Annotated in this window: 16 protein-coding genes and 1 pseudogene; 7 read left to right on the plus strand and 10 right to left on the minus strand. The window is 60.6% G+C overall.

The genetic code is table 11. The annotated features are described in order from the left end of the window. Positions 1-161: 161 nt before the first annotated feature. From ACSQ83_RS17665 to ACSQ83_RS17675, 3 genes are read right to left on the minus strand one after another with little or no spacing between them, the layout of a single operon-like run. Complete coding sequence (locus ACSQ83_RS17665; protein WP_436229025.1) at positions 162-1,805, minus strand: D-alanyl-D-alanine carboxypeptidase; 1,644 nt, start codon at positions 1,803-1,805, stop codon at positions 162-164. Continuing rightward, on the minus strand, positions 1,802-3,457 hold the full coding sequence (gene dacB / locus ACSQ83_RS17670; RefSeq protein WP_436229026.1) for a D-alanyl-D-alanine carboxypeptidase/D-alanyl-D-alanine endopeptidase: 1,656 nt from the start codon (positions 3,455-3,457) through the stop codon (positions 1,802-1,804). The genes ACSQ83_RS17665 and dacB overlap by 4 nt, the downstream gene beginning before the upstream one ends. A gap of 60 nt (positions 3,458-3,517) precedes the next feature. Then, positions 3,518-4,729 carry a serine hydrolase domain-containing protein gene (locus ACSQ83_RS17675; protein ID WP_436229027.1) on the minus strand — a complete coding sequence of 404 codons (1,212 nt, stop codon included), beginning with the start codon at positions 4,727-4,729 and terminating at the stop codon, positions 3,518-3,520. Positions 4,730-5,049: 320 nt separating this feature from the next. Here ACSQ83_RS17675 and ACSQ83_RS17680 point away from each other — a divergent pair, with 320 nt between their 5' ends. The 7 genes and pseudogenes from ACSQ83_RS17680 (at position 5,050) to ACSQ83_RS17710 (ending at position 12,226) form a co-directional block, all read left to right on the plus strand. Beyond that, positions 5,050-6,216, plus strand: a complete 1,167-nt coding sequence (locus ACSQ83_RS17680) for a serine hydrolase domain-containing protein (RefSeq protein ID WP_436229028.1) — start codon at positions 5,050-5,052, stop codon at positions 6,214-6,216. 232 nt (positions 6,217-6,448) lie between these two features. After that, positions 6,449-8,317: a serine hydrolase domain-containing protein gene (locus tag ACSQ83_RS17685; protein ID WP_436229029.1), complete on the plus strand. Its 1,869-nt coding sequence runs from the start codon at positions 6,449-6,451 to the stop codon at positions 8,315-8,317. A 453-nt stretch (positions 8,318-8,770) separates the two neighbouring features. Continuing rightward, a complete protein-coding gene (locus tag ACSQ83_RS17690; protein WP_414954100.1) occupies positions 8,771-9,592 on the plus strand; it encodes an ABC transporter ATP-binding protein in 822 nt (273 codons plus the stop codon). Beyond that, positions 9,589-10,425 (plus strand): ABC transporter permease, encoded by an 837-nt coding sequence (locus ACSQ83_RS17695; protein WP_436229030.1) that lies wholly within the window; start codon positions 9,589-9,591, stop codon positions 10,423-10,425. Before ACSQ83_RS17690 ends, ACSQ83_RS17695 begins: the two co-directional genes overlap by 4 nt. Positions 10,426-10,464: 39 nt before the next feature. After that, positions 10,465-11,340, plus strand: a complete 876-nt coding sequence (locus ACSQ83_RS17700; protein WP_414954098.1) for a TauD/TfdA dioxygenase family protein — start codon at positions 10,465-10,467, stop codon at positions 11,338-11,340. Between the two features lie 93 nt (positions 11,341-11,433). After that, positions 11,434-11,736 (plus strand): annotated as a pseudogene (locus ACSQ83_RS17705) (3-alpha,7-alpha,12-alpha-trihydroxy-5-beta-cholest-24-enoyl-CoA hydratase); the annotation flags it as partial. Between the two features lie 70 nt (positions 11,737-11,806). After that, positions 11,807-12,226 carry a MaoC/PaaZ C-terminal domain-containing protein gene (locus ACSQ83_RS17710; RefSeq protein ID WP_436229031.1) on the plus strand — a complete coding sequence of 140 codons (420 nt, stop codon included), beginning with the start codon at positions 11,807-11,809 and terminating at the stop codon, positions 12,224-12,226. Here the strand turns inward: ACSQ83_RS17710 and fabG are convergent. From fabG to ACSQ83_RS17745, 7 genes are read right to left on the minus strand one after another with little or no spacing between them, the layout of a single operon-like run. Further along, positions 12,220-12,972, minus strand: coding sequence for a 3-oxoacyl-ACP reductase FabG (gene fabG, locus ACSQ83_RS17715; protein ID WP_436229032.1), 753 nt, complete (start codon positions 12,970-12,972; stop codon positions 12,220-12,222). The two genes, ACSQ83_RS17710 and fabG, sit on opposite strands and share 7 nt — an antisense overlap. Positions 12,973-12,987: 15 nt before the next feature. After that, positions 12,988-14,145 (minus strand): acyl-CoA dehydrogenase family protein, encoded by a 1,158-nt coding sequence (locus ACSQ83_RS17720; protein ID WP_436229033.1) that lies wholly within the window; start codon positions 14,143-14,145, stop codon positions 12,988-12,990. Then, a complete protein-coding gene (locus tag ACSQ83_RS17725) occupies positions 14,146-15,354 on the minus strand; it encodes an acetyl-CoA acetyltransferase (protein ID WP_436229034.1) in 1,209 nt (402 codons plus the stop codon). Between the two features lie 9 nt (positions 15,355-15,363). Next, positions 15,364-16,803, minus strand: coding sequence for an OB-fold domain-containing protein (locus ACSQ83_RS17730; RefSeq protein ID WP_436229035.1), 1,440 nt, complete (start codon positions 16,801-16,803; stop codon positions 15,364-15,366). Beyond that, entirely contained in the window at positions 16,800-17,714 is a 915-nt protein-coding gene (locus ACSQ83_RS17735; protein WP_436229036.1) for a MaoC/PaaZ C-terminal domain-containing protein, read from the minus strand. The genes ACSQ83_RS17730 and ACSQ83_RS17735 overlap by 4 nt, the downstream gene beginning before the upstream one ends. Next, positions 17,711-18,652, minus strand: coding sequence for an SDR family NAD(P)-dependent oxidoreductase (locus ACSQ83_RS17740; RefSeq protein WP_436229037.1), 942 nt, complete (start codon positions 18,650-18,652; stop codon positions 17,711-17,713). Before ACSQ83_RS17740 ends, ACSQ83_RS17735 begins: the two co-directional genes overlap by 4 nt. Then, complete coding sequence (locus tag ACSQ83_RS17745) at positions 18,637-19,431, minus strand: glutaredoxin domain-containing protein (RefSeq protein ID WP_436229038.1); 795 nt, start codon at positions 19,429-19,431, stop codon at positions 18,637-18,639. The genes ACSQ83_RS17740 and ACSQ83_RS17745 overlap by 16 nt, the downstream gene beginning before the upstream one ends. Positions 19,432-19,466: the final 35 nt, after the last annotated feature.

Here is a 19,466-nt window from a genome sequence, read left to right on the forward strand (position 1 = left end):
TGTGTGTCGAGGGGCAATGTTAATTATGTCAAGTTGCAAAGAAAACTAAGCTAAGTCGCGAGGGGAGTTGTTTTTGTCGGCAACCCGCGCACCTGCATGACGTTGCGATGCGCGATCACCGGACCATCAAAACAATACGGCAATGAAGCTTCCTCTCACCTTCAATATTTCGCATAGAGGATGCCGAGGATCGTCGCTTCGTCGTTGAAAACCTCCAACGAATCGGTGAGCGCGGTGAGGGGGCCGGCGTTGTTGACGAACAGTGCGTACGCCAGCTGCCGGCCGCTCTTCGAGTCGATATAACCCGCCATGTTGATCGCGACCATTTCCCCGCCTTCTACAGTCGCGCAGCTCTTCACGAAGATGTGTTCCTTGCCGACCACGTCCTTACCAATCGCTGCAAGGGACCCGTCAACACCAAGCATCGCGAGTGCATCGTGATACACCGGATAGACGGGCAGGCGGCTCATGTTGGTCAGAAGCGTTGCGGTCGTATGGGCGGTCGCCTCGCTGTCAGGCGTGCCGCTGCCATTGGTCGGGAAGTTGAAGCCGGCGCCGTCGAGCCCGAGCGTGCCGGTCAGGAACTTGCGCTCGGTACCGAGCGCATCGCCAACAGTACGCACGTTTTGCGCAAGCCCCTGATACATCAGGCTCAGGTTCGCGCCCGTGTTCAGGCTTACCTTCAGCACAAGCTTGGCGAATCCGGAATACGGCAACGACGTAAAGCTCGCGACTTGTGCCGTGCTCGGATAGTCCTGCGTCGGTGGTAACGCGGCTGATGGGTTCGGCTCGACCGCGGGCGCCAATACCGATACACCCGCCCGCGTCAACGCATCGATGAAAGCCGTGCGCGCGAACGACGGCGGATCTTCCACGCGCAGGATGCTCACATAAAGGCCGTTTCCCACGAGCGGCGCCACGTAGCCAAGCGGAATCGTGGCGGGGGCGGCGAGACTTTCCCTGCTCGACAGCGTGCCCTTGCAACCCGGCGTGGCGACGCAGGAAAGCGGCGCCTCGTTCAAATCGTCCCCGGAGACAAGTATGTCGGCATCGGTGTTCGCCGCAGCCGTCTGCGATGTGCCCTGCATCGTCATCGCGCTAGTGCGGGGCCGCCAGTCGAGCAATCCAGCCTGGCCCGCAGATCCACTCAGCGAGAGCGTTACGTCGACCACATTCTCGTTGATCTGGATCGGTGAAATCAGCACAAGACCGTTAGGAACACGAAATGCATCGAACAGACGATCATCGATGATCACCTCGCCACTCACCGACGTAATGCCCGACGCCCTCACCTGCTGCGCCAGATCGTTCATGGCGGTCAGCGGATCTTCGGGGATGAGGATCGCACCGCTGAAACCACGCGCATCGTTGTGATCGAAGTCGGTGTAGTCGATGGTGCCATCGGCCTTCTGCCGTCCGCCAAACGTGAGATCTCCCGACGCCTTGAGGATCAGGTCGCCCATGAGCTTGCCGGACGAATCGACCGTTCCGTTGCGATACACCGGCGTGACAAACCGGTGATCCGCGCCGATGACGTTGAGCGCAGTGGCCACCGAATACAGCTTGCGTACCGATGCAGTCAGCACAAGCTTGTCAGGTTGCAGCGACTGGAGCACTTCGCCCGTGCTCGCGTCCATCACGACCAGCGACCACTGCGATTTCGCGCTCGTATAGCGCGGCTTGTCCATGACCTGTGCGATCGGGTCAGTCGTGCTGTCGCCGCCGCTCCCGCAACTCGCGACAAGCACGCAGGAAGCGATCACCGCAAAGACAACCGGAAACGATGTGCGAAGCCGCAGCGTCATTGCAGCTTCCAGAGTAGCGCCGCTATCTCGCCTTCGTCCTGGAAGGCGTTCAGGACGGTTGGAAAGCCTTCGAACACGGCATTGTTCATCGTCAGGAAGAAGGCGATCCGGCGGCCACTCTTCGCGTCGATGTAACCGGCGAGCGCTTGTGCCTTGAGAAACGGCGTTTGCGGTGCGGTCGTGCTAAGGCCGACATAGGTGCCCGTCTTCGCGTACACGCGGCCTTTCGCGCCGGCCAGGGTAGGGTCGGACTCAAAATCCGTGACCGTGGTTAGCGATCCATCGACGCCGAGCGAAGGCATCGTGTCGACGTAGGTTGCATAGTCGGGCATCAGGCGCATGCCGCGCAGCATCGCTATCACAGCCGTAGCGGTCGCCGTGGTATCGCCGCCGCCGCTGCCGTCCTCGAAGTGATATTGGTCCGGCGTTATCTTGAACGTAGACGAAAGCTCGCTCTGTTCAGTTGCGAGCGCAGTGGCCATCGTCCGCGAGCCGTTCTTGGCGAGTCCGTAGAGCAACAGCGTCACGTCGGCGCCAATGTTATAGCTGACCTTGTTCACGAACCGCAGGTCTTGCGCGTATGGCGCGGACGTGAGCGCAGCCACCTGCTGCGCGCTCGAATATGAGCCTTGCGCGGGCAGCAACGCCACCGGGTTGGCCTCGAGCGGGGCGGCAGTCACCGTCACGCCCGCACGTGCCAGCGCTTCGATAAAGACCGTGCGCGCATACGTGGACGGCCGGCTGACACGGAACGTGCGCACGAGCGGATATGCGCCGGTCAGCGGAGGCGGGACACCCGCGGGCACCGTCCCGCTGACTTCGCCCATGCAATTCGCCGCGCCTAAGCACTGGGGTACATCATCCGGCGGTTCGGGATTGAGATCGACGGCGAAATCCGATGTCGCTGCGCCCGTTGTCAGCGTGGACTGCACGGAGAATGCCGCGGACATGGGCCGATAGGTGAACGGAAGAAGCGCACCTTGCGCGCTCGGGCTGAACGAGATATCGACGACATCGTCATTGACCATCATTGGCGTGACGTTGAAGCCGGTCTCATCGCGATACTGGAACGCATCGAAAAGTCGATCGTCGATCACGACGTCGCCATTGACCGTCTTGATGCCCGCAGCAGCCACTTGAGCCGCGATGGCGTTGAATCCCGCCAGCGGGTCGGGCGCGCTCAGGAGCGCATTGCCGAGACCATCGGCTTCGTTGTGATCGAATGCGGTGAGCGCAATCGTGCCATCCGGGTTGGCGCGACCGCCCATTGTCAGGTCGCCTCTCGCCACCATGATCAGGTTGCCGTTGAGCGCGCCGTTTGCGTCAACGGTGCCCTGCTTGTACACGGGAGTGACATGCGTGTGCTGCGCGCCGAGGATGTTGAGCGCATTGCCCGTGGTAAACACCTTGCGAACCGAAGCGATGAACAGCTGCGAGCCGGAATTGAGATCGTAGATGACGTGGCCAGTATCGACGTCGACAACCTGCATCGCCCACGTCGCGCCCTTGTACGCGGGCTTCTGCATCACCTGCATGATCGCATCAGGGACCGACGTGCTGTTGTGATCCGAGCCGCCGCAGGACGCGAGCAGAAGCGCTGCCGCAACCGCTATTGGCCACCGTTTGCAGCTCGCTTCGATCAATGGTTTCATCGCCGTCTCCCGGGTTGAATGATTTTATTCGCTATGGCGCATTTGAGGAGCGGCTTCAAGTTACGGCTTGGCAAGTTCCGTGATTATCATTTGCGCGATCGTGTCAGCGGGCGCGCGGCCATCGGGCGATTCCGCGGTCGTGGTCCAGACGACCACGGTCGTCGTGGTCGCCGGGTCGTACACCATGAACGTGTTGAAGCCGCTGATCTGGCCGTTGTGTCCGTAGTACGTCCCGTACTTGACGATGCCGAGGCAATACGCCGGCGCGTTCGGGTTGCTCGCATTGACCGACGTGCAGGTGCAAAGGCGCTTTGACTGCAGGTCCGCGTTCAGGTAGCCGCCGCCGACCATCCGTTGCACGACGGCCGCGAGCTCCTTGATCGTCGAGATGCCCGATCCCGCGGTCCAGCCCCACGACGCCGATGCATTCGTGACGTCCGTCGGCTGCAACGTGCCGTTCTTCGCGGCTGCCTGACGTTCCGGCGACAAGGCCGAGGTGGTCGCCGTCTCCACATTCGTGCCCCACAGATAACCGTGCGCGAACGGCGCGGGCATCGCCGTATTGTCTTCCGGCGGCATATAGGTCGCAGCCAGCCCAAGCGGCGCGAAGAGTCGCGCCTTGATTGCATCAGCGGCGCTCATGCCGGTGAGCTGCTCGATGATCAGTCCCAGCAAAATGTAGTTCGTGTTCGAATAATCCAGGGACGTGTCGGGCGGGAATACCTCGGGGTGGCTGTATGCAATGGCCAAGAGCTCGTCTGTCGTCCACAGCAACGCCGGCTGCGAATCGAGCGTCTGGTTGAAACCGAGGTCGCGGCTGTAGTTGTAGAGGCCGCTTCGCATCGCGAGCAATTGCTGAATCGTGATGGTTGTACCGTTCGGCACGTTGGAGATGTACTTGCTGACGGGATCCGCGAGGCCCAGCTTGCCTTCCTGAACCAGTTGCAGGATGACCGTGGCAGTCCATGTCTTGGTCACGCTGCCGACCCGAAAATTCGCGTTTGTCGGAATCGTGGCGCTGGTGCCCCGCTCTGCAACGCCGAAGGATTCAAGCCAGTCGCCCTTGGGCGACTGCACATAGACAACGGCGCCCGGCGCCTGCATGTCGCTCATCAACTGGATGACTTGCGGCCTGGCGGCGCTGACGAACGCCGGCTCGGGTGAATCATCGCCGCCGCAACCCGGCAACAGCATAGACAGGATCAGGGTAAACGCATAGACATAGCCCTTGGACGCGAAGTGCGTCCGAGGAACCGGGCGGACGATCATCATTGCTTCGTTTTCCTTATTGGTTGTGACGCAATGCTTTTGAAGATCGCCGCTCGATGCCGATAATAGACCGGAGCCGATCCTGGTTTAATTAGACGATTCTGTTGTTCTAATTGATTACTTTTCAGAAATAATAAGTCATACTTTGTAAGAATGCAGACATGTTTTTTCCCTCAAGGGGCGGTTCGTCAAAAGATGGACAAGTTGCGTTGCCGCATTTACGTATGACAACGCGCCGTCGAGAGGCCTTTGTATGAGCACTGCCCCGTTGTACGTAATTCTTTATCTTGCAAGGACCGCGCAACTCTGGGAATCGTTCGCTCATGCTGCTAGCAAGATCTGATTGGTTTGCAAGGACACCTTCGGTCGCACTGGCGTGCGGCTTGCTGGCCAGTTGCGGCGGCAGTTCCACGCAAGCGTGTGGCGCGGATCAGGTTCACTTGGAAAGCGGCTGCACAAACACCTCGCAAGTCGCCGATTCTGTCCGTCGAGTTGTACAAGACACAATGCAACAACTGGATCTACGCGCGGCGGTCGTTGGCGTCAGCCTGGGCGATCATGTCGTGCTCACGCAGGCCTGGGGCGAATCGACTCCCGACGTGCCAGCCACCATCGACATGCACTGGCGTATCGGCGCTATCGCGATTTCATACATGTCGACGGTTGCGCTGCAACTCGAGGACGAAGGGAAGTTAAGCCTAGACGATCCCTTGTCGAAATATCTGCCTGATATTCGTGACGCGAGCAAGGTTACGCTACGAATGTTGATTGGATCGACTTCGGGGTTTCCGGAATACGTCGATACCATTCCGCTCGAACAGAACGTCTATCGTCAGTGGCAAGAAAGCGAATTGCTCGCTGACGCGTTCGCCAAACCGTCGGTTTGCGATCCAGGAACCTGTTTCGCGTATTCGCACGTCAATTTCGTGCTCTTTGGCCAGGTGCTCGAGAAAGTCACGGGAATGCCGCTCGGCACCCTTATTAGCCAACGAATTTTGCGTCCGTTGCAACTAACCCAAACCTTCAGCAACGACGATGCGTTTATGCCTTTGCCGATATTGAATGCGTATTCAGACGAATTGGGCAGTTACCAGAATTCGACCGCCTGGAATCCCTCTTGGACGCTCGCACATGGCGCAATCATGTCTTCGACGATCCCCGACATTCTCAAAAGCACACAGGCAATCGGCAGTGGTGAGCTGATTTCAGGGCGCGCGCGAGCAGAAATGATCGCGCAGAATCCCGTGACGTCACGCGGCAAAGCGTATGGGGGGCTGGGTATTGTCGTCGTCAATGGCTGGCTATTGCAAAATCCGTCGTTCTTCGGCTATTCAGGTGTATCGGCGTATCTTGAGAAAAACGGTATTTCGATCGCGGTAACGGCAACTAAAAACGCCGACTCGCCGGACGTGTCTGCGGCATCGCGATTTTTCGAGAATATTGCTCTGGAGATTGCGCCTTCGGATCCCGTGACTATCACGGCACGCTGACAGGAAGGGCGGGCGAACGTTGACTCCAGGTAAACTAATACGGCATCCTACAGATGTGACGTGCAGATGCAGGTGACGCCGTATCGTTCGCATCAACCGGAACGCAAAACATGATCGTCGTGTTCGCGACCGCGGCGACTGCGCCCGATGGCACGCCGCCCGCTGATCAGATAGCCAAAATTTTGGCAGACAGTTTGATCGCTGAAAACTAACCAACAAAACGGAGCCTACCGTGGTCCAGTTCGATCGCAAGAACGTTGAGGCAGTGAGCCCTGCGCGCAGGCAATTTCTCGGCTACGGCAGCGCTGGATTATTGGCGGCATTTCTGCCTGGTTGTGGTGGGCACGACGACCATTCGCAGTCGTATCAGCAGACCATAGCAATGGGCCAGCAGATGATGCAGGCGGCCGTCAGCAACCCCAGCCGCCCGGTCGCTGCGATCTCGGTCGCAATGGTAAAAGGCAGCACGATTGTCTGGCAGCAGGCATTTGGAATGGCATCGGTCCCCGGACAAGTCAGCGCAACACCTCAGACGCGCTTCAACATTGGCTCGGTAAGCAAACTTTTCCCTGCGCTCGCTGCGTCAATACTTGTAGATCGAGGATTGATCGCGCTTGATACACCGATCGTTGAATATCTGCCAACGTTCACCATGCTCTCGCCCGAGTACGCGCAAATTACCACACGCCATTTGCTCTCGCATGCATCGGGCTTACCCGGCACAAACGGTCGCAACTTATTCACTTTTCAGCCTATTGCAGGCTACGCTGCTGACACGCAAGCCGAACTGGCCAACTCGCATCTAAAGCATCTGCCTGGCGAGCTAGCCGTTTATTGCAACGATGGTTTCACTATGGTTGAGCAGCTTGTGCTCGCAGTGACTGGACAGAGCTTCGTGGACTTCGTGACATCGGCGATTCTCGTTCCGCTAAAGATGGCAAATTCAAGTTACCTGACCAGCGTTCCTACCGGCGGATCGTTCTCGCTGCCGGTGGCCAACGGTACGCAATACCAAGAGTTTGTCAACGCCTATGCGACTGGTGGGCTAAGTTCGACACCCGTTGACATGATGAATCTGGCGCAGATGATATACAACGGTGGAGTGTTTCAGGGGCAACGCATTGTCTCCGCCGCCAGCGTCGCGGAGATGGGTTCCGATCAGACAAAAAACTTGACGATCAATCCATCGCCCGAATGGCGATGGGGTCTCGGCTGGGATTCGGTTGTACAACCAGCGCTGAACGCAGCTGGTGTGCTTGGCTGGGAGAAGGACGGTGGCACAGCTTTTTACACGACCGAATTCTTCGTGGTGCCCCAATCGCAATTCGCGTTGATGGTAACCGGCAATTCTGGCTACGACGCGCGTACGATCGCCGAAACTTTGGTAATGTCGGCGTTAAAAGAGGACGGCACAATTGCCTCCTTGCCACCAAAGATCAGTAGTCAGGCACCACCAGTTGTTGCCGCGGCTAACCTATCGACCAGTGCCGGCGTTTATGGAAATTCTGATTCGCCCTATCAAGTGATTGCTGGTTCGAACGGTAGCTTTGAGCTCAGCCAATGGGACGCAGATACACGCGGTTGGCAAACCATAGGTACTTATCAATCTCGGAGTGACGGTTGGTGGTGGAGCGACGCCGACACAGCGTCTTATCGTTTTACGGTTGTGGCAGGCAAAGACAGCGAAGCCAATCCATACAACTATCGATACCTTATGAAGCGGGTGGTGCCGGGCGCAGGCTATGCCTACTTGACACTCCCAGTCGGTCAACAATTCGCGCCCGCCGCGTCTCTTTCGAACAGCTGGCAGCAGCGCGTCGGAAGCCAGTGGACGTTAACGAACGATTCGCCATCGGCTGTGCCGATTGCCATTCTCGGCAATCCTCCTGCGTTCTTCACCACGCTGTCGGAATTACCCGGCTACATCTTGTATGGTAATGAAGACCTCCGCTACCAGCTATTTACGCTGGTCAGCGACACATTGGGCGGAATGTCAGTGAAGATACCGGGCAACTTTGGACGCGATCTCTATGAAATCCGATTCTCTACAACCACGGCTACGACGCTAACGGTGGGGAGCTCCATATACGCGCGCATCTAAGTGCGCGGACCGGGCAAGAACGCACGTAAGTGGCAACGGTTGTTATCTGCCCGAGCGGGTCAAGTATCGGGACCCCAGACGCCCGCACGCGCCTGAACTTGCGCTGCGACTTGCGGGAACAGAAGCAAGTCGCGGTGATTCGGGCTCTCCCCGTGCTGAACGGAACTTGACGCACCATCGCTTTCATACCCCTTTATTGCAGCTTTGATAGTCGAAGCTGTCACGCGCGTGGTCGTCATTATCGTAGAGGGTTTGAGGAGCCCTCCAAGCCCGCGTCTCCCCCTTCACGCTCGATGCGTCCAGAGTAAACACCTACGCCGTTCTATTGACCCGGTACATACTCATCAGTATTATTTGTCGATACATACCGATGAGTATGATGACGTCGAAAAAACGCTGCATCGCTGTTATGTTCTGACTGTTGCCAAGCGCTCAAGGAGAGCACGTCCTGCCATGGATCGCATCCCGTTGACTTCTCTTGCTGCGAAAAAGCATCTCCCGCTCGCCGCGCTCATACAGATCGAAAGCTTGCAGAAGCAATATCGAACGCGTCACGGCGAGCCGGTCCAGGCGCTCGGGCCGATCGATCTGACTATCGATACCGGGGAGTTCATTACTGTCGTGGGCCCTTCGGGTTGCGGAAAATCGACTTTACTCAAGCTATTGGCGGGATTGATCACCCGCTCATCAGGCACGATCCGCGTCAACGGTACGGCCATTGACGGCCCGCAGCGAGACATTGGTGTCGTATTCCAGAGCCCCGTGCTGCTGCCGTGGAAGACCACGTTCGAGAACGTCATGCTGCCCGCGACGGTCCTCAAACTGGATCGCACTCAGCTCAGTGCGCGTGCGCATGAACTCCTCAATACGGTCGGACTAGCCGATTTCGCGCAGCGATACCCGAACGAGCTATCGGGAGGAATGCAGCAGCGCGTGGCTATCGCCCGCGCGCTCGTCCACGATCCCGCCGTATTGCTGATGGACGAGCCATTCGGCGCGCTCGACGCCATGACCCGTGAAACCATGAACGTCGAAATCCGCCGCATCTGGCGGGCGTCGGGAAAAACCATCCTGTTCGTGACGCACTCGATTCCCGAAGCGGTGTTTCTCGGCAGCCGCGTGCTCGTAATGTCGAGCCGGCCCGGCCGCATTGCCGACATGATCGACGTCGATCTGGGCGTCGAACGAGATCTCGATGTCATGACCACGGAGCGCTTTGGTATCTACACGCGCCGTATCCGTCAACATTTCCAGGCCAAGGGGTTTATCGAATGAGTTCCGAACTTGCCATGACGCAGCCGGCGCCAGCGCCTCGCCATCCGGTCCTGACCGCCTTCAGGGAACATCCGGAATGGCTCTGCGTGCCGGGACTTTTTGTACTGGTGGTGGCGGTGTGGGAAATCGGCTTTGCGATGGCGGCGGTGCCGTTGTACATCGCGCCCGCGCCGTCCGATATCTACCATGCGCTGCTGAATGGTTTTCGCAGCGGTCTTTTTATCAGCAACGGCCTGACGACGCTCGCCGAGGCGTTGCTCGGATTCCTGATCGCCACGGTTGCGGGCATTGCTCTCGGCGCGCTCATCGCACAGTCGCGATTCATCGAAAAAACGATCTATCCCTATCTGATCGCCATCCAGACAACACCGAAGGTCGCCGTCGCGCCGCTCTTTATCATCTGGTTCGGATTCGGCATGACGTCGAAGGTCATCATGGCCGCTGTCGTGGCGTTCTTTCCCATTCTCGTGAATGTGATCGTGGGCCTTCGTTCGACCGATTCGTCGCGCGTCGAACTCATGCGTTCCCTGCGCGCCAGCCGCTGGCAGATCTTCACGATGGTACGTTTGCCGAGCGCGGCGCCAATGATCTTCGCGGGCTTGCATATCGCAGTGATCTTCAGCGTGCTCGGAGCGATCGTCGGTGAATTCGTGGGCTCGCGAAAGGGTCTCGGCAATCTCATCATGCAGTTGAACAACAACCTTGATACAGCGGGCGTCTTCGCCGCGCTCGTGGTGCTGTCCGCCATGGGTATCGTGCTGCACATGCTCATGCACGCGCTGCAAAAACGCCTGCTTTTCTGGGCGGAAGAACAGCAGATCACACAAGTTTGAGCGTTGCGCCCAGAACCGGTCACCTCTCCAGATATCGTCATGACCTTTACTCTCCAACCGCTCGCGTCGGCAATCGGCGTGCAAGTCATCGGGCTCGATCTGCGCGAGCCTTTGTCCGACGAATGCATTGAAGCACTGCGCCACGCGTGGCACGAGCACACCATCCTCCTGTTTCGCGGGCAAACGCTCGATCATCATCAGCACATCGCATTCAGCCGCCGTTTCGGTGCGCTGGACGACCACGCCTCCATCCCGAAGTTCCGGCACCCGGAGCACCCGGAAGTGCTGCTCGTGACCAACTACGAATCAGGCGGCAAACGGCTCGCGGTGGGCCGCCAGTGGCACTCGGATCTATCGACGACCACCCGGCCAGCGAAAGGCTCGCTGCTCTACTGCTCGGTGTTGCCTCCTGTCGGCGGGGACACGATGTTCTGCAACATGTACCGTGCCTGGGAAACACTGTCGCCAGGCATGCAATCGATGCTGGATGGACGGCTGGCGCTCCACGACATGGCGGTCGCACGGGAGACGCAGGCCAACCGCAGCGCCGATGAGCTTGCTGATATCCGGCGCCGCAATCCGCCCGTTTTTCAGCCGGTCGCACGCGTGCATGACGAATCCGGGCGCAAGGCCCTCTACGTCAGCGAAATGACAACGGTCGGCTTCGAGGACATGACGCGCGCCGAAAGCCGCCAGTTGCTGGAATACCTCCACGAGCACAGCACGCAGCCGGAAAACGTCTACCGGCATCGATGGCAAGTGGGGGACCTGATGATGTGGGATAACCGCAGCGCCATGCATATCGCGCTCGCGGATTACGACCAGACGCAACCGCGCATGATGTTTCGCACCACCCTGCTTGGCAACGCGAGCGGCCGCATTGCGGACGATGCGGCAATCGCACTTGCGCGCTGAGCCGTATCGGCCGGCCGAATGTCGCTAGATCCCGCGCAGTTGCTGAACTGGCGTATCGAGGACGTGGTCCAGCACTACGACGAACGAGACGCAATGTTCTACGCGCTGTCGCTGGGCATCGGCGAGCAAGCCGCTGATCGCTCGCACCTGCGTTTCGTGTACGAATCCGGCCTTGAGGTACTCCCCTCGTTCGCATGCGTTCTCGCCGATCCCGGGCCCTGGCTCGCGGACCCGCGCCTCGGCCTTAATTGGGCCAACATGCTGCACGCGGAACAACGGCTCACGCTGCATCGTTCGCTGGCGGGGGCTGCACTCGTTCGTAGCCGCAGCCGGTTGATGTTGGTGGAGGATCGGGGGCAACAACGTGGCGCGCGTGTCCTGACCCGGCGCGAGTTGAGCGAAGCGGATAGCGGCGCGCCGGTGGCCACGCTCGAGATGACGTCCATCCTTCGGGGATGGCGGGTTCATGGCCGGCCCCTTTCCCGGTTCCCGCGCTACCGTATCCACCCCCACGCAAGCATCGGTGACGGTGGAACATCGCGTCCCGTCGCAAGCCGCCCTTTTGTTCAGGCTCAACGGCGACATGAATCCACTCCATGCCGACCCAGGTGCAGCCATGTCGGCGGGTTATCCTCAGCCGATCCTGCATGGCATGGCGACATTCGGTATAGCGTGTTTTGCCGTGCTGCTGGCTGCCGGGTTACCGTCTGCGGCACTGCGCACGGTCGAAGCGCGCTTCACTGCACCGGTCTATCCGGGCGAGACATTACGTGTCGAGCTGGACGAGCGCGCCGAAACCTTCGACATGCGCGGCGGAGCGCGGCGTCAAGGTGTTGTCGCGAGGACGTGCGTCCTTCAACTGCGAAATCGCGCCGACATTCAATAGCGGCCGCCACAAACGTGCAGGACATCGCCGCTGATGTAGGACGCGCGCTCGGAGCAGAGAAACGCGACGGCGTCGGCGACATCGGTGGGCTGCCCGATACGCGGCACCGGCGTGGTCTTCTCGGCAGCTTCGCGCACCTTGTCATAGTGCGGCAGCGCCCGCACGGCCTGCGTATCGATAATGCCCGGCGCCACCGCGTTCACCGTCACGCCGAAGCGGGCGTTTTCGAGCGACATCGCGCGCGTGAATCCGATCAGTCCGGCTTTTGCCGCCGAGTAGTTCGCCTGCCCCGCATTGCCAAGATGCGCGCGCGACGACATATTGACGATCCGCCCCCAGCGTTGCGGGTCCGCGGTCATGTGCGGCAGCACCGCGCGCGTGCACAGGAAAGCGCCCTTCAGGATGACATCGACTACGCTGTCCCAGTCGCTCATGGCCATCTTCGTGATGCGGATGTCGCGCGTGAAGCCCGCATTGTTCACGAGCAGATGCACGCTGCCCCATGCCTTCGTGACCACCTCCGTCATGGCGCTGACAGACGCTTCATCGCTGACATCGACGCGATGCGACATGGCTTCGCCACCGCTTTCCATGATCCGGTTTGCCTGCATGCGGGCGGCATCGCCATCCAGGTCCACCACGGCCACGCGAACGCCTTCCGCCGCGAGCCGGTCGCAAATCGCCGCGCCAATGCCGCGCGCGCCACCCGTGACGATCGCCACCTTGCCTGCTATCCCCAGATCCATGTTGTATCCCTTGTTTTAGCCACGCGCGCGCCGCGTCAATTCGCGGCCAATGATCAATTGCTGGATCTGGGTCGTGCCTTCGTAGATGCGGAACAGTCGTACATCGCGATAAAAACGCTCGACGGCGCTGTCGCGCATGTAACCCGCACCGCCATGAATCTGCACCGCACGGTCCGCAATGCGCCCGACCATTTCCGAGCTGAATAGCTTGCAACAGGAGGCTTCAAGCGAGACACGCTCGCCGGCGTCGTGCCGGCTCGCGACATCGCGCAACATGCATTCGGCGGCATAGAGATCCGCCTGGCTGTCGGCGAGCATGGCCTGAACGAGCTGGAAGTCACCGATCGGCTGGCCGAACTGCTTGCGCTCGACTGCGTAGCGTGTCGCTTCGTGCAGGATGCGCCGGGCCTGCCCTACGCACACGGCAGACACGTTGATACGCCCACGGTCGAGTGATTTCATCGCGGTGACGAAACCGCGTCCAGGCTCGCCTCCGATGATCGCGCTCGCCGGCACGCGCGCGTCGTCGAAGTAGACATCGGCGGACCATGCGCCTGCCTGCCCCATTTTCTTGTCGTGCTCACCGACCGTGACACCAGGCGTATCCGCGGGCACGAGAAACGCGCTGATGTGCGCGTTCTTCGGCAAGCGCTCGGCATGCGTACGCGCCATCACGAGAAACAATCCGGCAATGGGCGCATTCGTGATGTAGCGCTTGCTGCCGCTGATCACATAGTGGTCACCGTCAAGCGTTGCGCGAGTTCGAAGAGCGGCGCTGTCGGAACCGGAATCGGGCTCGGTCAGGCAGAAGCTCGTGATCACCTCGCCGCTCGCGATCTTCGGCAACCAGTGGTCCTTCTGCGCCTCGGTGCCATGCATCAGGATGCCTTGCGAACCGAGTCCCAGGTTGATCCCGACGATCGACCGGAAGGCCGCCGACGCCCACGTCAATTCGACGATGATCTGGGTTTCTTCCGCTGCGCCCAGTCCCAGGCCGCCGTAATGTTCCGGCGTGCTGAGTCCGAACAACCCCATGCGGCGAAAATCGTCGATGATCGCGTCCGGCACGCGGTCGTCATCGGCGACTTGCGACTCGAGCGGCACGAGTTTGTCGTGCACGTAGCGGCGCACGGAATCTTTTAGCTGACCGAGCAATTCGGCATCGATCGTCATCTACGCGCCCTCCAGTCCGACGATTGCGACCGCACTCACGTTCTGGTTCGGCATGCCGCCCAGGTTGTGCGAGAGGCCGAAGACCGGCCGCTTGCCGACTTGCCGCTTGCCCGCGCGTCCCAGCAGTTGCAAATAGTTTTCGTAAATCATCCGCAGCCCCGACGCACCGATAGGATGACCAAAGCACTTCAAGCCGCCATCGATCTGACACGGGATGTCGCCATCTGCGTCGAAGCGGCCGTCGAGAACATCGCGCCAGCCTTGTCCCGGCTCGCTCACGTGCAAGTCCTCCATCGTTACAAGCTCGGTGATGGAGAAACAATCGTGGACTTCCATCAGGCTCAATTGCTCGGCAGGATGAGTGATGCCCGCTTCGTCGTAAGCGCGCTTGGCGGCGATTCGCGTGGTATGGAAATAACTGCCGTCCCAGCCCGAACCCTGCAACTCCCATCCATTCGATACCGCCAGTTGCAGCGCCTTCACTGTCACGAGTTCACCGCCTTTGCCGAGCGCGCGAGCAATGTCAGGCGTGGTGACGATCGCGCAGGCGGCACCATCGGACACGCCACAGCAATCGTAGAGACCCAGCGGTTCGGCGATCATCGGCGCGTTGATCACGGTGTCCATGTCCACGGCCTTACGCAGGTGCGCCTTCGGATTGCTCACGCCGTTCGCATGGCTTTTCACGGAGACGTGCGCCATCGCGCGTTTGAGATCCTCCGGCGACACGCCATGCCGCGCGCGGTAGGCGCCTGCCAGTTGTGCAAAATTGCCGGGCGCGGAACCGACGACACCAATCATGTCGAAAGTCGTGCCCCGCGAGCGCACGGGCAGGCCGCCGTAACCCGTGTCCTTGAGCTTCTCCACGCCGAGCGCAAGCGCAATATCTGCCGCGCCCGACGCCACCGCATACACCGCGCCACGAAACGCTTCCGTGCCTGATGCGCAATAGTTCTCGACCTTCGTGACCGCAATGTCGTGGAGCCGCAGCGCCATGGCGAGCGGGATGCCAGACGGCCCGATGTTCATCGCGTCGAATCCGACCGACAGCCACGCTGCGTCGATCTGCGCGGTCTCGACGCCGGCATCGGCGAGCGCCTCGGTGTAAGCCTCGACCATGAGCGCGTCGGCGTCGTCGTTCCAGCGCTCGCCGAAGCGCGCGCATCCCATGCCGAGAATGGCTACTTTGTCGCGAATACCCTTGGGCATGTGAGTTCCTTATACGGCTGGCGCCGCTTTCCAGAAATACTTGGTGAAGTCGCGCTGCTGGTCGACCGACTTGATACGGAAGGTCATGCGCATTGGACGCCCGACTTCGATTTGATCACTGTCGGCATCGGTGAATTCGGCGAGCATGCGGCCACCGCCATCGAACTCGACCATGCCGTAGCATCCCGGCGGATCGGGCGTAAAAGCGAGTCGGTCGGCAGTGAAAGTCAACACGCGCGCCGGCCGCTCGGCAAGCGGATACGGCTCGAGCTTGCGTGCCGCGCGCGAGGCCACGGAAAAGCCGGTCGCCGGATATTGCACGTCGCCGGTCTCGGTATCGATACCGCCAACAAGACCCAGCACGGTCGCCCGGTTCCGGTAAAGCGCCGTGAGCGGCTGCTTTTGCTCAAGCTCCGCGCGCATGCCGGTATCGAGGCGGATGCCACCGGTGAAGAACAAGTACTTCAGATAGTTCGATTCCGCTTTCTTGCGCGAGAGCCAACCGGCCACTCCACGCGGATGCACATGATGCGCGAGCGCGAGCGTGGTCTCGATGATCAGGACATCGGCCCCCTGCCCGAAACACGTGACGAGAATGCGCTCGCCCGGCTTGGCGTTTTGCAAGGCCATGGCGAGCATCACGAGCGGCTGCGCGCAGCCTGCATGACCCAGCGACTCGCCGAGTCCATCAACAATCGCGGCGGGCGGAATGCCGGCATCGCGTGCAAGCGTTTCGGCCACGCCGCGCACTGGAATGGGCACGATCAAATGGTCGATTGCATCTCCCGCGAGACCCGCTTTATCGAGCGCCCCGCGAATCGCCCGGCCGATGATCTTGCCGTAGCCTTCGTCGCGGACCCATCGCGCTTCCCAGCCGTAGTCGAACTGCGCGGCTTTGCCGCGAAAGTGATCGACGAAATCCACCGATAGCGAATGGCTGGCCAGGAGGGTAGCGATCGGTTCGCCCTCGCCAATGACGAACGCCGCCGACGCGTCGCCATTGATCAGTTCGGCTTCGGAACCCGGCCGCGCATTCGCGCGTTCCGCCGCGATGCACAAGGTCGAGCCGTCACTCGCAGACGCCGCACGCAAGCTCTGGATCAGCGCGCCCGTTCCAGCCTTCTGGCTGCCCACGACGTCCTGCGTGAAAATCGTATCCGCGAGATTGAGGGCTTCCTTCACAACGCCTGCGTTCTGCCGGTCCGCGAACGGCAAACTCGTCGATGCCAACAACACCGAACCGATACCATCGCGTGCCATGGTCGACAGCGAATCGCGCGCGGCTTCCACCGCCAACGTGATGGCGTCCTCGTCCCAATTCGCCATCGCCCGTTCGCCGCGCGCGTGGGCTTTAAGTCCCGGCGTAAACCACGCGTGCGCCTGGACGATCGCCGCACGCTGCAGGCGCAGGCGCGGCACATACGCTCCGTACGACAGTATCCCGATCATTGAAGAGGTCTCCTCGCCCGGCTCGCCGTGGCCGCGTCAGGGTGGTAAAGGAACTGGCCGTTGCCCAGAACCAGCGCATCGCGCTCGGCGGTGCGTGCGACAAACGACGCAGCGCCGTCGTCGTCGAACCACACATGCGTGACGATCGTCTCGCCCGGATACACCGGCGTGGAAAAACGGCAGTCCATGCGCCTGAAGCGCGCGTGATCGCCTTCGCAGACGGACTCGATCAACGCGCGCGCCGCGACCCCATAGGTGCACAAGCCATGCAGGATCGGCCGCGCGAATCCCACCGATGCGGCAAGCCGTGGATCAATGTGCAAAGGATTGCGATCGCCGCTCAGTTGATAGAGCAGCGCTTGATCGCCGCGCGTGGGAAGCGTCACGATCGCGTCGGGCGCACGTGCGGGCACGCTGTGCGGTGCGCAAACGGGCGCATCTCCCGCGCTGCCACGTGCGCCATCGCCACGCAGGAACGTGCCACGCCTTTCAGTCGCGAGCAGCGTGCCGGCACGTCCTTCGTAGAGATCGCGCCGCGAGTAAAGAATGGCTCCCTTCTCCGCGCCTTTATCGACAACACGCTCCACCTTCAGCACGCTCATGAGTTCGCCGGCTACGGGCAACGGTGCGAAAACTTCCAGCGACTGCTCGGCATGCAGCACTTTCTGCCAGGTCACGCCGTACTGCGGCTCTTTCATCCAGAAGCCGGGCCACGCCATTACCGCGGCCATGGTCGGCAATACCTGGAGGTCCTGGTCGAAGACATACCGCAGCGTGGCGTCGCGGGTCGCTGAATCCATTCCGATACCCAGGCCAAGCGCATACATGATCACATCGCGTGCATCGTGTACGGCAACTGTCTCGCGTGGCGGCATGTCGATCAAGCGCTGCGGGTCGAATGCGGAACTCATGCAGGGTCCCACGAGAAGACATCGGAGGAACGCTGCAGCGGCTGCAGGGTCGGCCTGAAAGCGGGCAGCAGGTCCGAGGCCAGGGTATCGACGGTCCAGCCCTCAGCGCGCTGCATGGAGCGCACCGGGCGCGGCAACGAGAACAGGAAAATCTCGTTTTTCCGCGCGCAGAAGACCTGGCCCGTAACCTCGCGCGCGTGAGCCGAGCAAAGGAACGCAGCAAGCGGCGCGACCTTGTCGGCGGACATGGTCTTGAAGCGCTCGACGCGCGCGCGATCGGCCTCGGTCTCCGCGGGAATGGACGCCGTCATGCGGCTCCAGGCAAAAGGCGCAATGCAGTTCGAGCGCACGCCGAAGCGCTGCATGTCGAGCGCAATCGAAGTCGACAGACCCACGATCCCCATCTTCGCCGCCGCATAGTTCGCTTGTCCCAGATTGCCGACCAGCCCTGATGTCGACGTGAAGTGCACGAACGCGCCGCTGCCCTGCTCCTTGAAATGCGACGCTGCCGCTTTCGACACGTGGAAGTAGCCGTTGAGATGGACATCGATCACGTCGTGCCATTCGGCATGGCTCATCTTGTGGAACATGCGATCCCGCAAGATTCCCGCGTTGTTCACTACTGCGTCGATGCGCCCGAAGTGGTGCAGCGCATCGTCGACGATCGAGGCGGCCTCATCGCCATTTGCGATGTTCGCCGTATTGAGCACCGCGCGCCCGCCCGCCTGGATGATCTCCGCCACCACGTCTGCACCAGGATTGGACTCGCTGTCGTCCGACGGGCCGCCGTAGTCATTCACGACAACCGCCGCGCCTTCCTTCGCGCACAGCAAGGCTATCTCGCGTCCGATACCCCGTCCCGCTCCCGTGACCGCCACCACTTGATCTTCAAGATTCACGTCTTCCTCACTTGTCGCCCGCTCTACTCGTCGTCCCATGCTTTTTCCGGCATGGGCAAACCCGCCAGATCGTCCGCAGTCAACGGATCGGTAACGGTCTGCCCTTGCGCTTCGATCACCACCATCAGTTGCCGCGCGTGTTGCGCCGAGTGCCAGGTCGTGCGTTCGAGCACTTCGTGCAGGCTCTGTGCACCCCAATACGTCGGCTGGATCGTGGTGAAATCTGCATCGCGATTGCTCGTCCACCACGCGTCGAGACGTGTTTTCACGCTCTGTCCATAGGCGATGACGTCCTCGCCCGGCAACACTTCATGCGTGCCACGCATGGTCATTTCGTAACTCAACTCGCACGCTTCGTCGCGTGCTTCGAGGAACGCTTCGACCACGCGAAAGACGTGATGCGCCAGCCCGCGCGACGGCGCCCAGCTGTTGCGAAAAGGGCCGTCAAGAACGGCATCGGGGAGTTGCCGGACAAATCCGATCGCCTTCTTGAGCACAATCTTCACGCGCTCAACCAGTACGTCGGCCGGGAGGCGGACATCGTCTGGAAGATCGAGATCGAGAAACGTCTTGATATCGGCGAGCGACTGGCAATACACATAGCGCTCACCGATCGCAAGCACGGGAATGCTGCGCGCCCCCAACCGATGCAACTCATCCATGGCAGCCGGATCAGCCACCACATTCACTGATTCGAACGCGATGCCATGACGCTTCAGGAATTCCTTGGTGCGCAGACAACTCGAACAACCAGGCGCCCAAAACACGCGAAGTACCGCTTGCGATGGCGCACGGGCAACGGCAAGTTCACTTTCCACGGTTCGTCTCCTCATGCCTGCTTACGGGGTTTCCC

It is taken from the genome of Caballeronia sp. LjRoot29 (genome assembly GCF_964252755.1).
In the GTDB taxonomy this organism is placed as follows: Bacteria; Pseudomonadota; Gammaproteobacteria; order Burkholderiales; family Burkholderiaceae; genus Caballeronia.

Bases quoted from the DNA above. Each gene is read 5' to 3' on its own strand.
- fabG (WP_436229032.1), bottom strand. From the start codon at position 12,972: ATGGATCTGGGGATAGCAGGCAAGGTGGCGATCGTCACGGGTGGCGCG.
- ACSQ83_RS17730 (WP_436229035.1), bottom strand. From the start codon at position 16,803: ATGATCGGGATACTGTCGTACGGAGCGTATGTGCCGCGCCTGCGCCTG.
- ACSQ83_RS17690 (WP_414954100.1), top strand. From the start codon at position 8,771: ATGGATCGCATCCCGTTGACTTCTCTTGCTGCGAAAAAGCATCTCCCG.
- ACSQ83_RS17725 (WP_436229034.1), bottom strand. From the start codon at position 15,354: ATGCCCAAGGGTATTCGCGACAAAGTAGCCATTCTCGGCATGGGATGC.
- ACSQ83_RS17700 (WP_414954098.1), top strand. From the start codon at position 10,465: ATGACCTTTACTCTCCAACCGCTCGCGTCGGCAATCGGCGTGCAAGTC.
- ACSQ83_RS17680 (WP_436229028.1), top strand. From the start codon at position 5,050: ATGCTGCTAGCAAGATCTGATTGGTTTGCAAGGACACCTTCGGTCGCA.
- ACSQ83_RS17735 (WP_436229036.1), bottom strand. From the start codon at position 17,714: ATGAGTTCCGCATTCGACCCGCAGCGCTTGATCGACATGCCGCCACGC.
- ACSQ83_RS17695 (WP_436229030.1), top strand. From the start codon at position 9,589: ATGAGTTCCGAACTTGCCATGACGCAGCCGGCGCCAGCGCCTCGCCAT.
- ACSQ83_RS17665 (WP_436229025.1), bottom strand. From the start codon at position 1,805: ATGACGCTGCGGCTTCGCACATCGTTTCCGGTTGTCTTTGCGGTGATC.
- ACSQ83_RS17720 (WP_436229033.1), bottom strand. From the start codon at position 14,145: ATGACGATCGATGCCGAATTGCTCGGTCAGCTAAAAGATTCCGTGCGC.
- dacB (WP_436229026.1), bottom strand. From the start codon at position 3,457: ATGAAACCATTGATCGAAGCGAGCTGCAAACGGTGGCCAATAGCGGTT.
- ACSQ83_RS17740 (WP_436229037.1), bottom strand. From the start codon at position 18,652: ATGGGACGACGAGTAGAGCGGGCGACAAGTGAGGAAGACGTGAATCTT.
- ACSQ83_RS17710 (WP_436229031.1), top strand. From the start codon at position 11,807: ATGGCCGGCCCCTTTCCCGGTTCCCGCGCTACCGTATCCACCCCCACG.
- ACSQ83_RS17675 (WP_436229027.1), bottom strand. From the start codon at position 4,729: ATGATGATCGTCCGCCCGGTTCCTCGGACGCACTTCGCGTCCAAGGGC.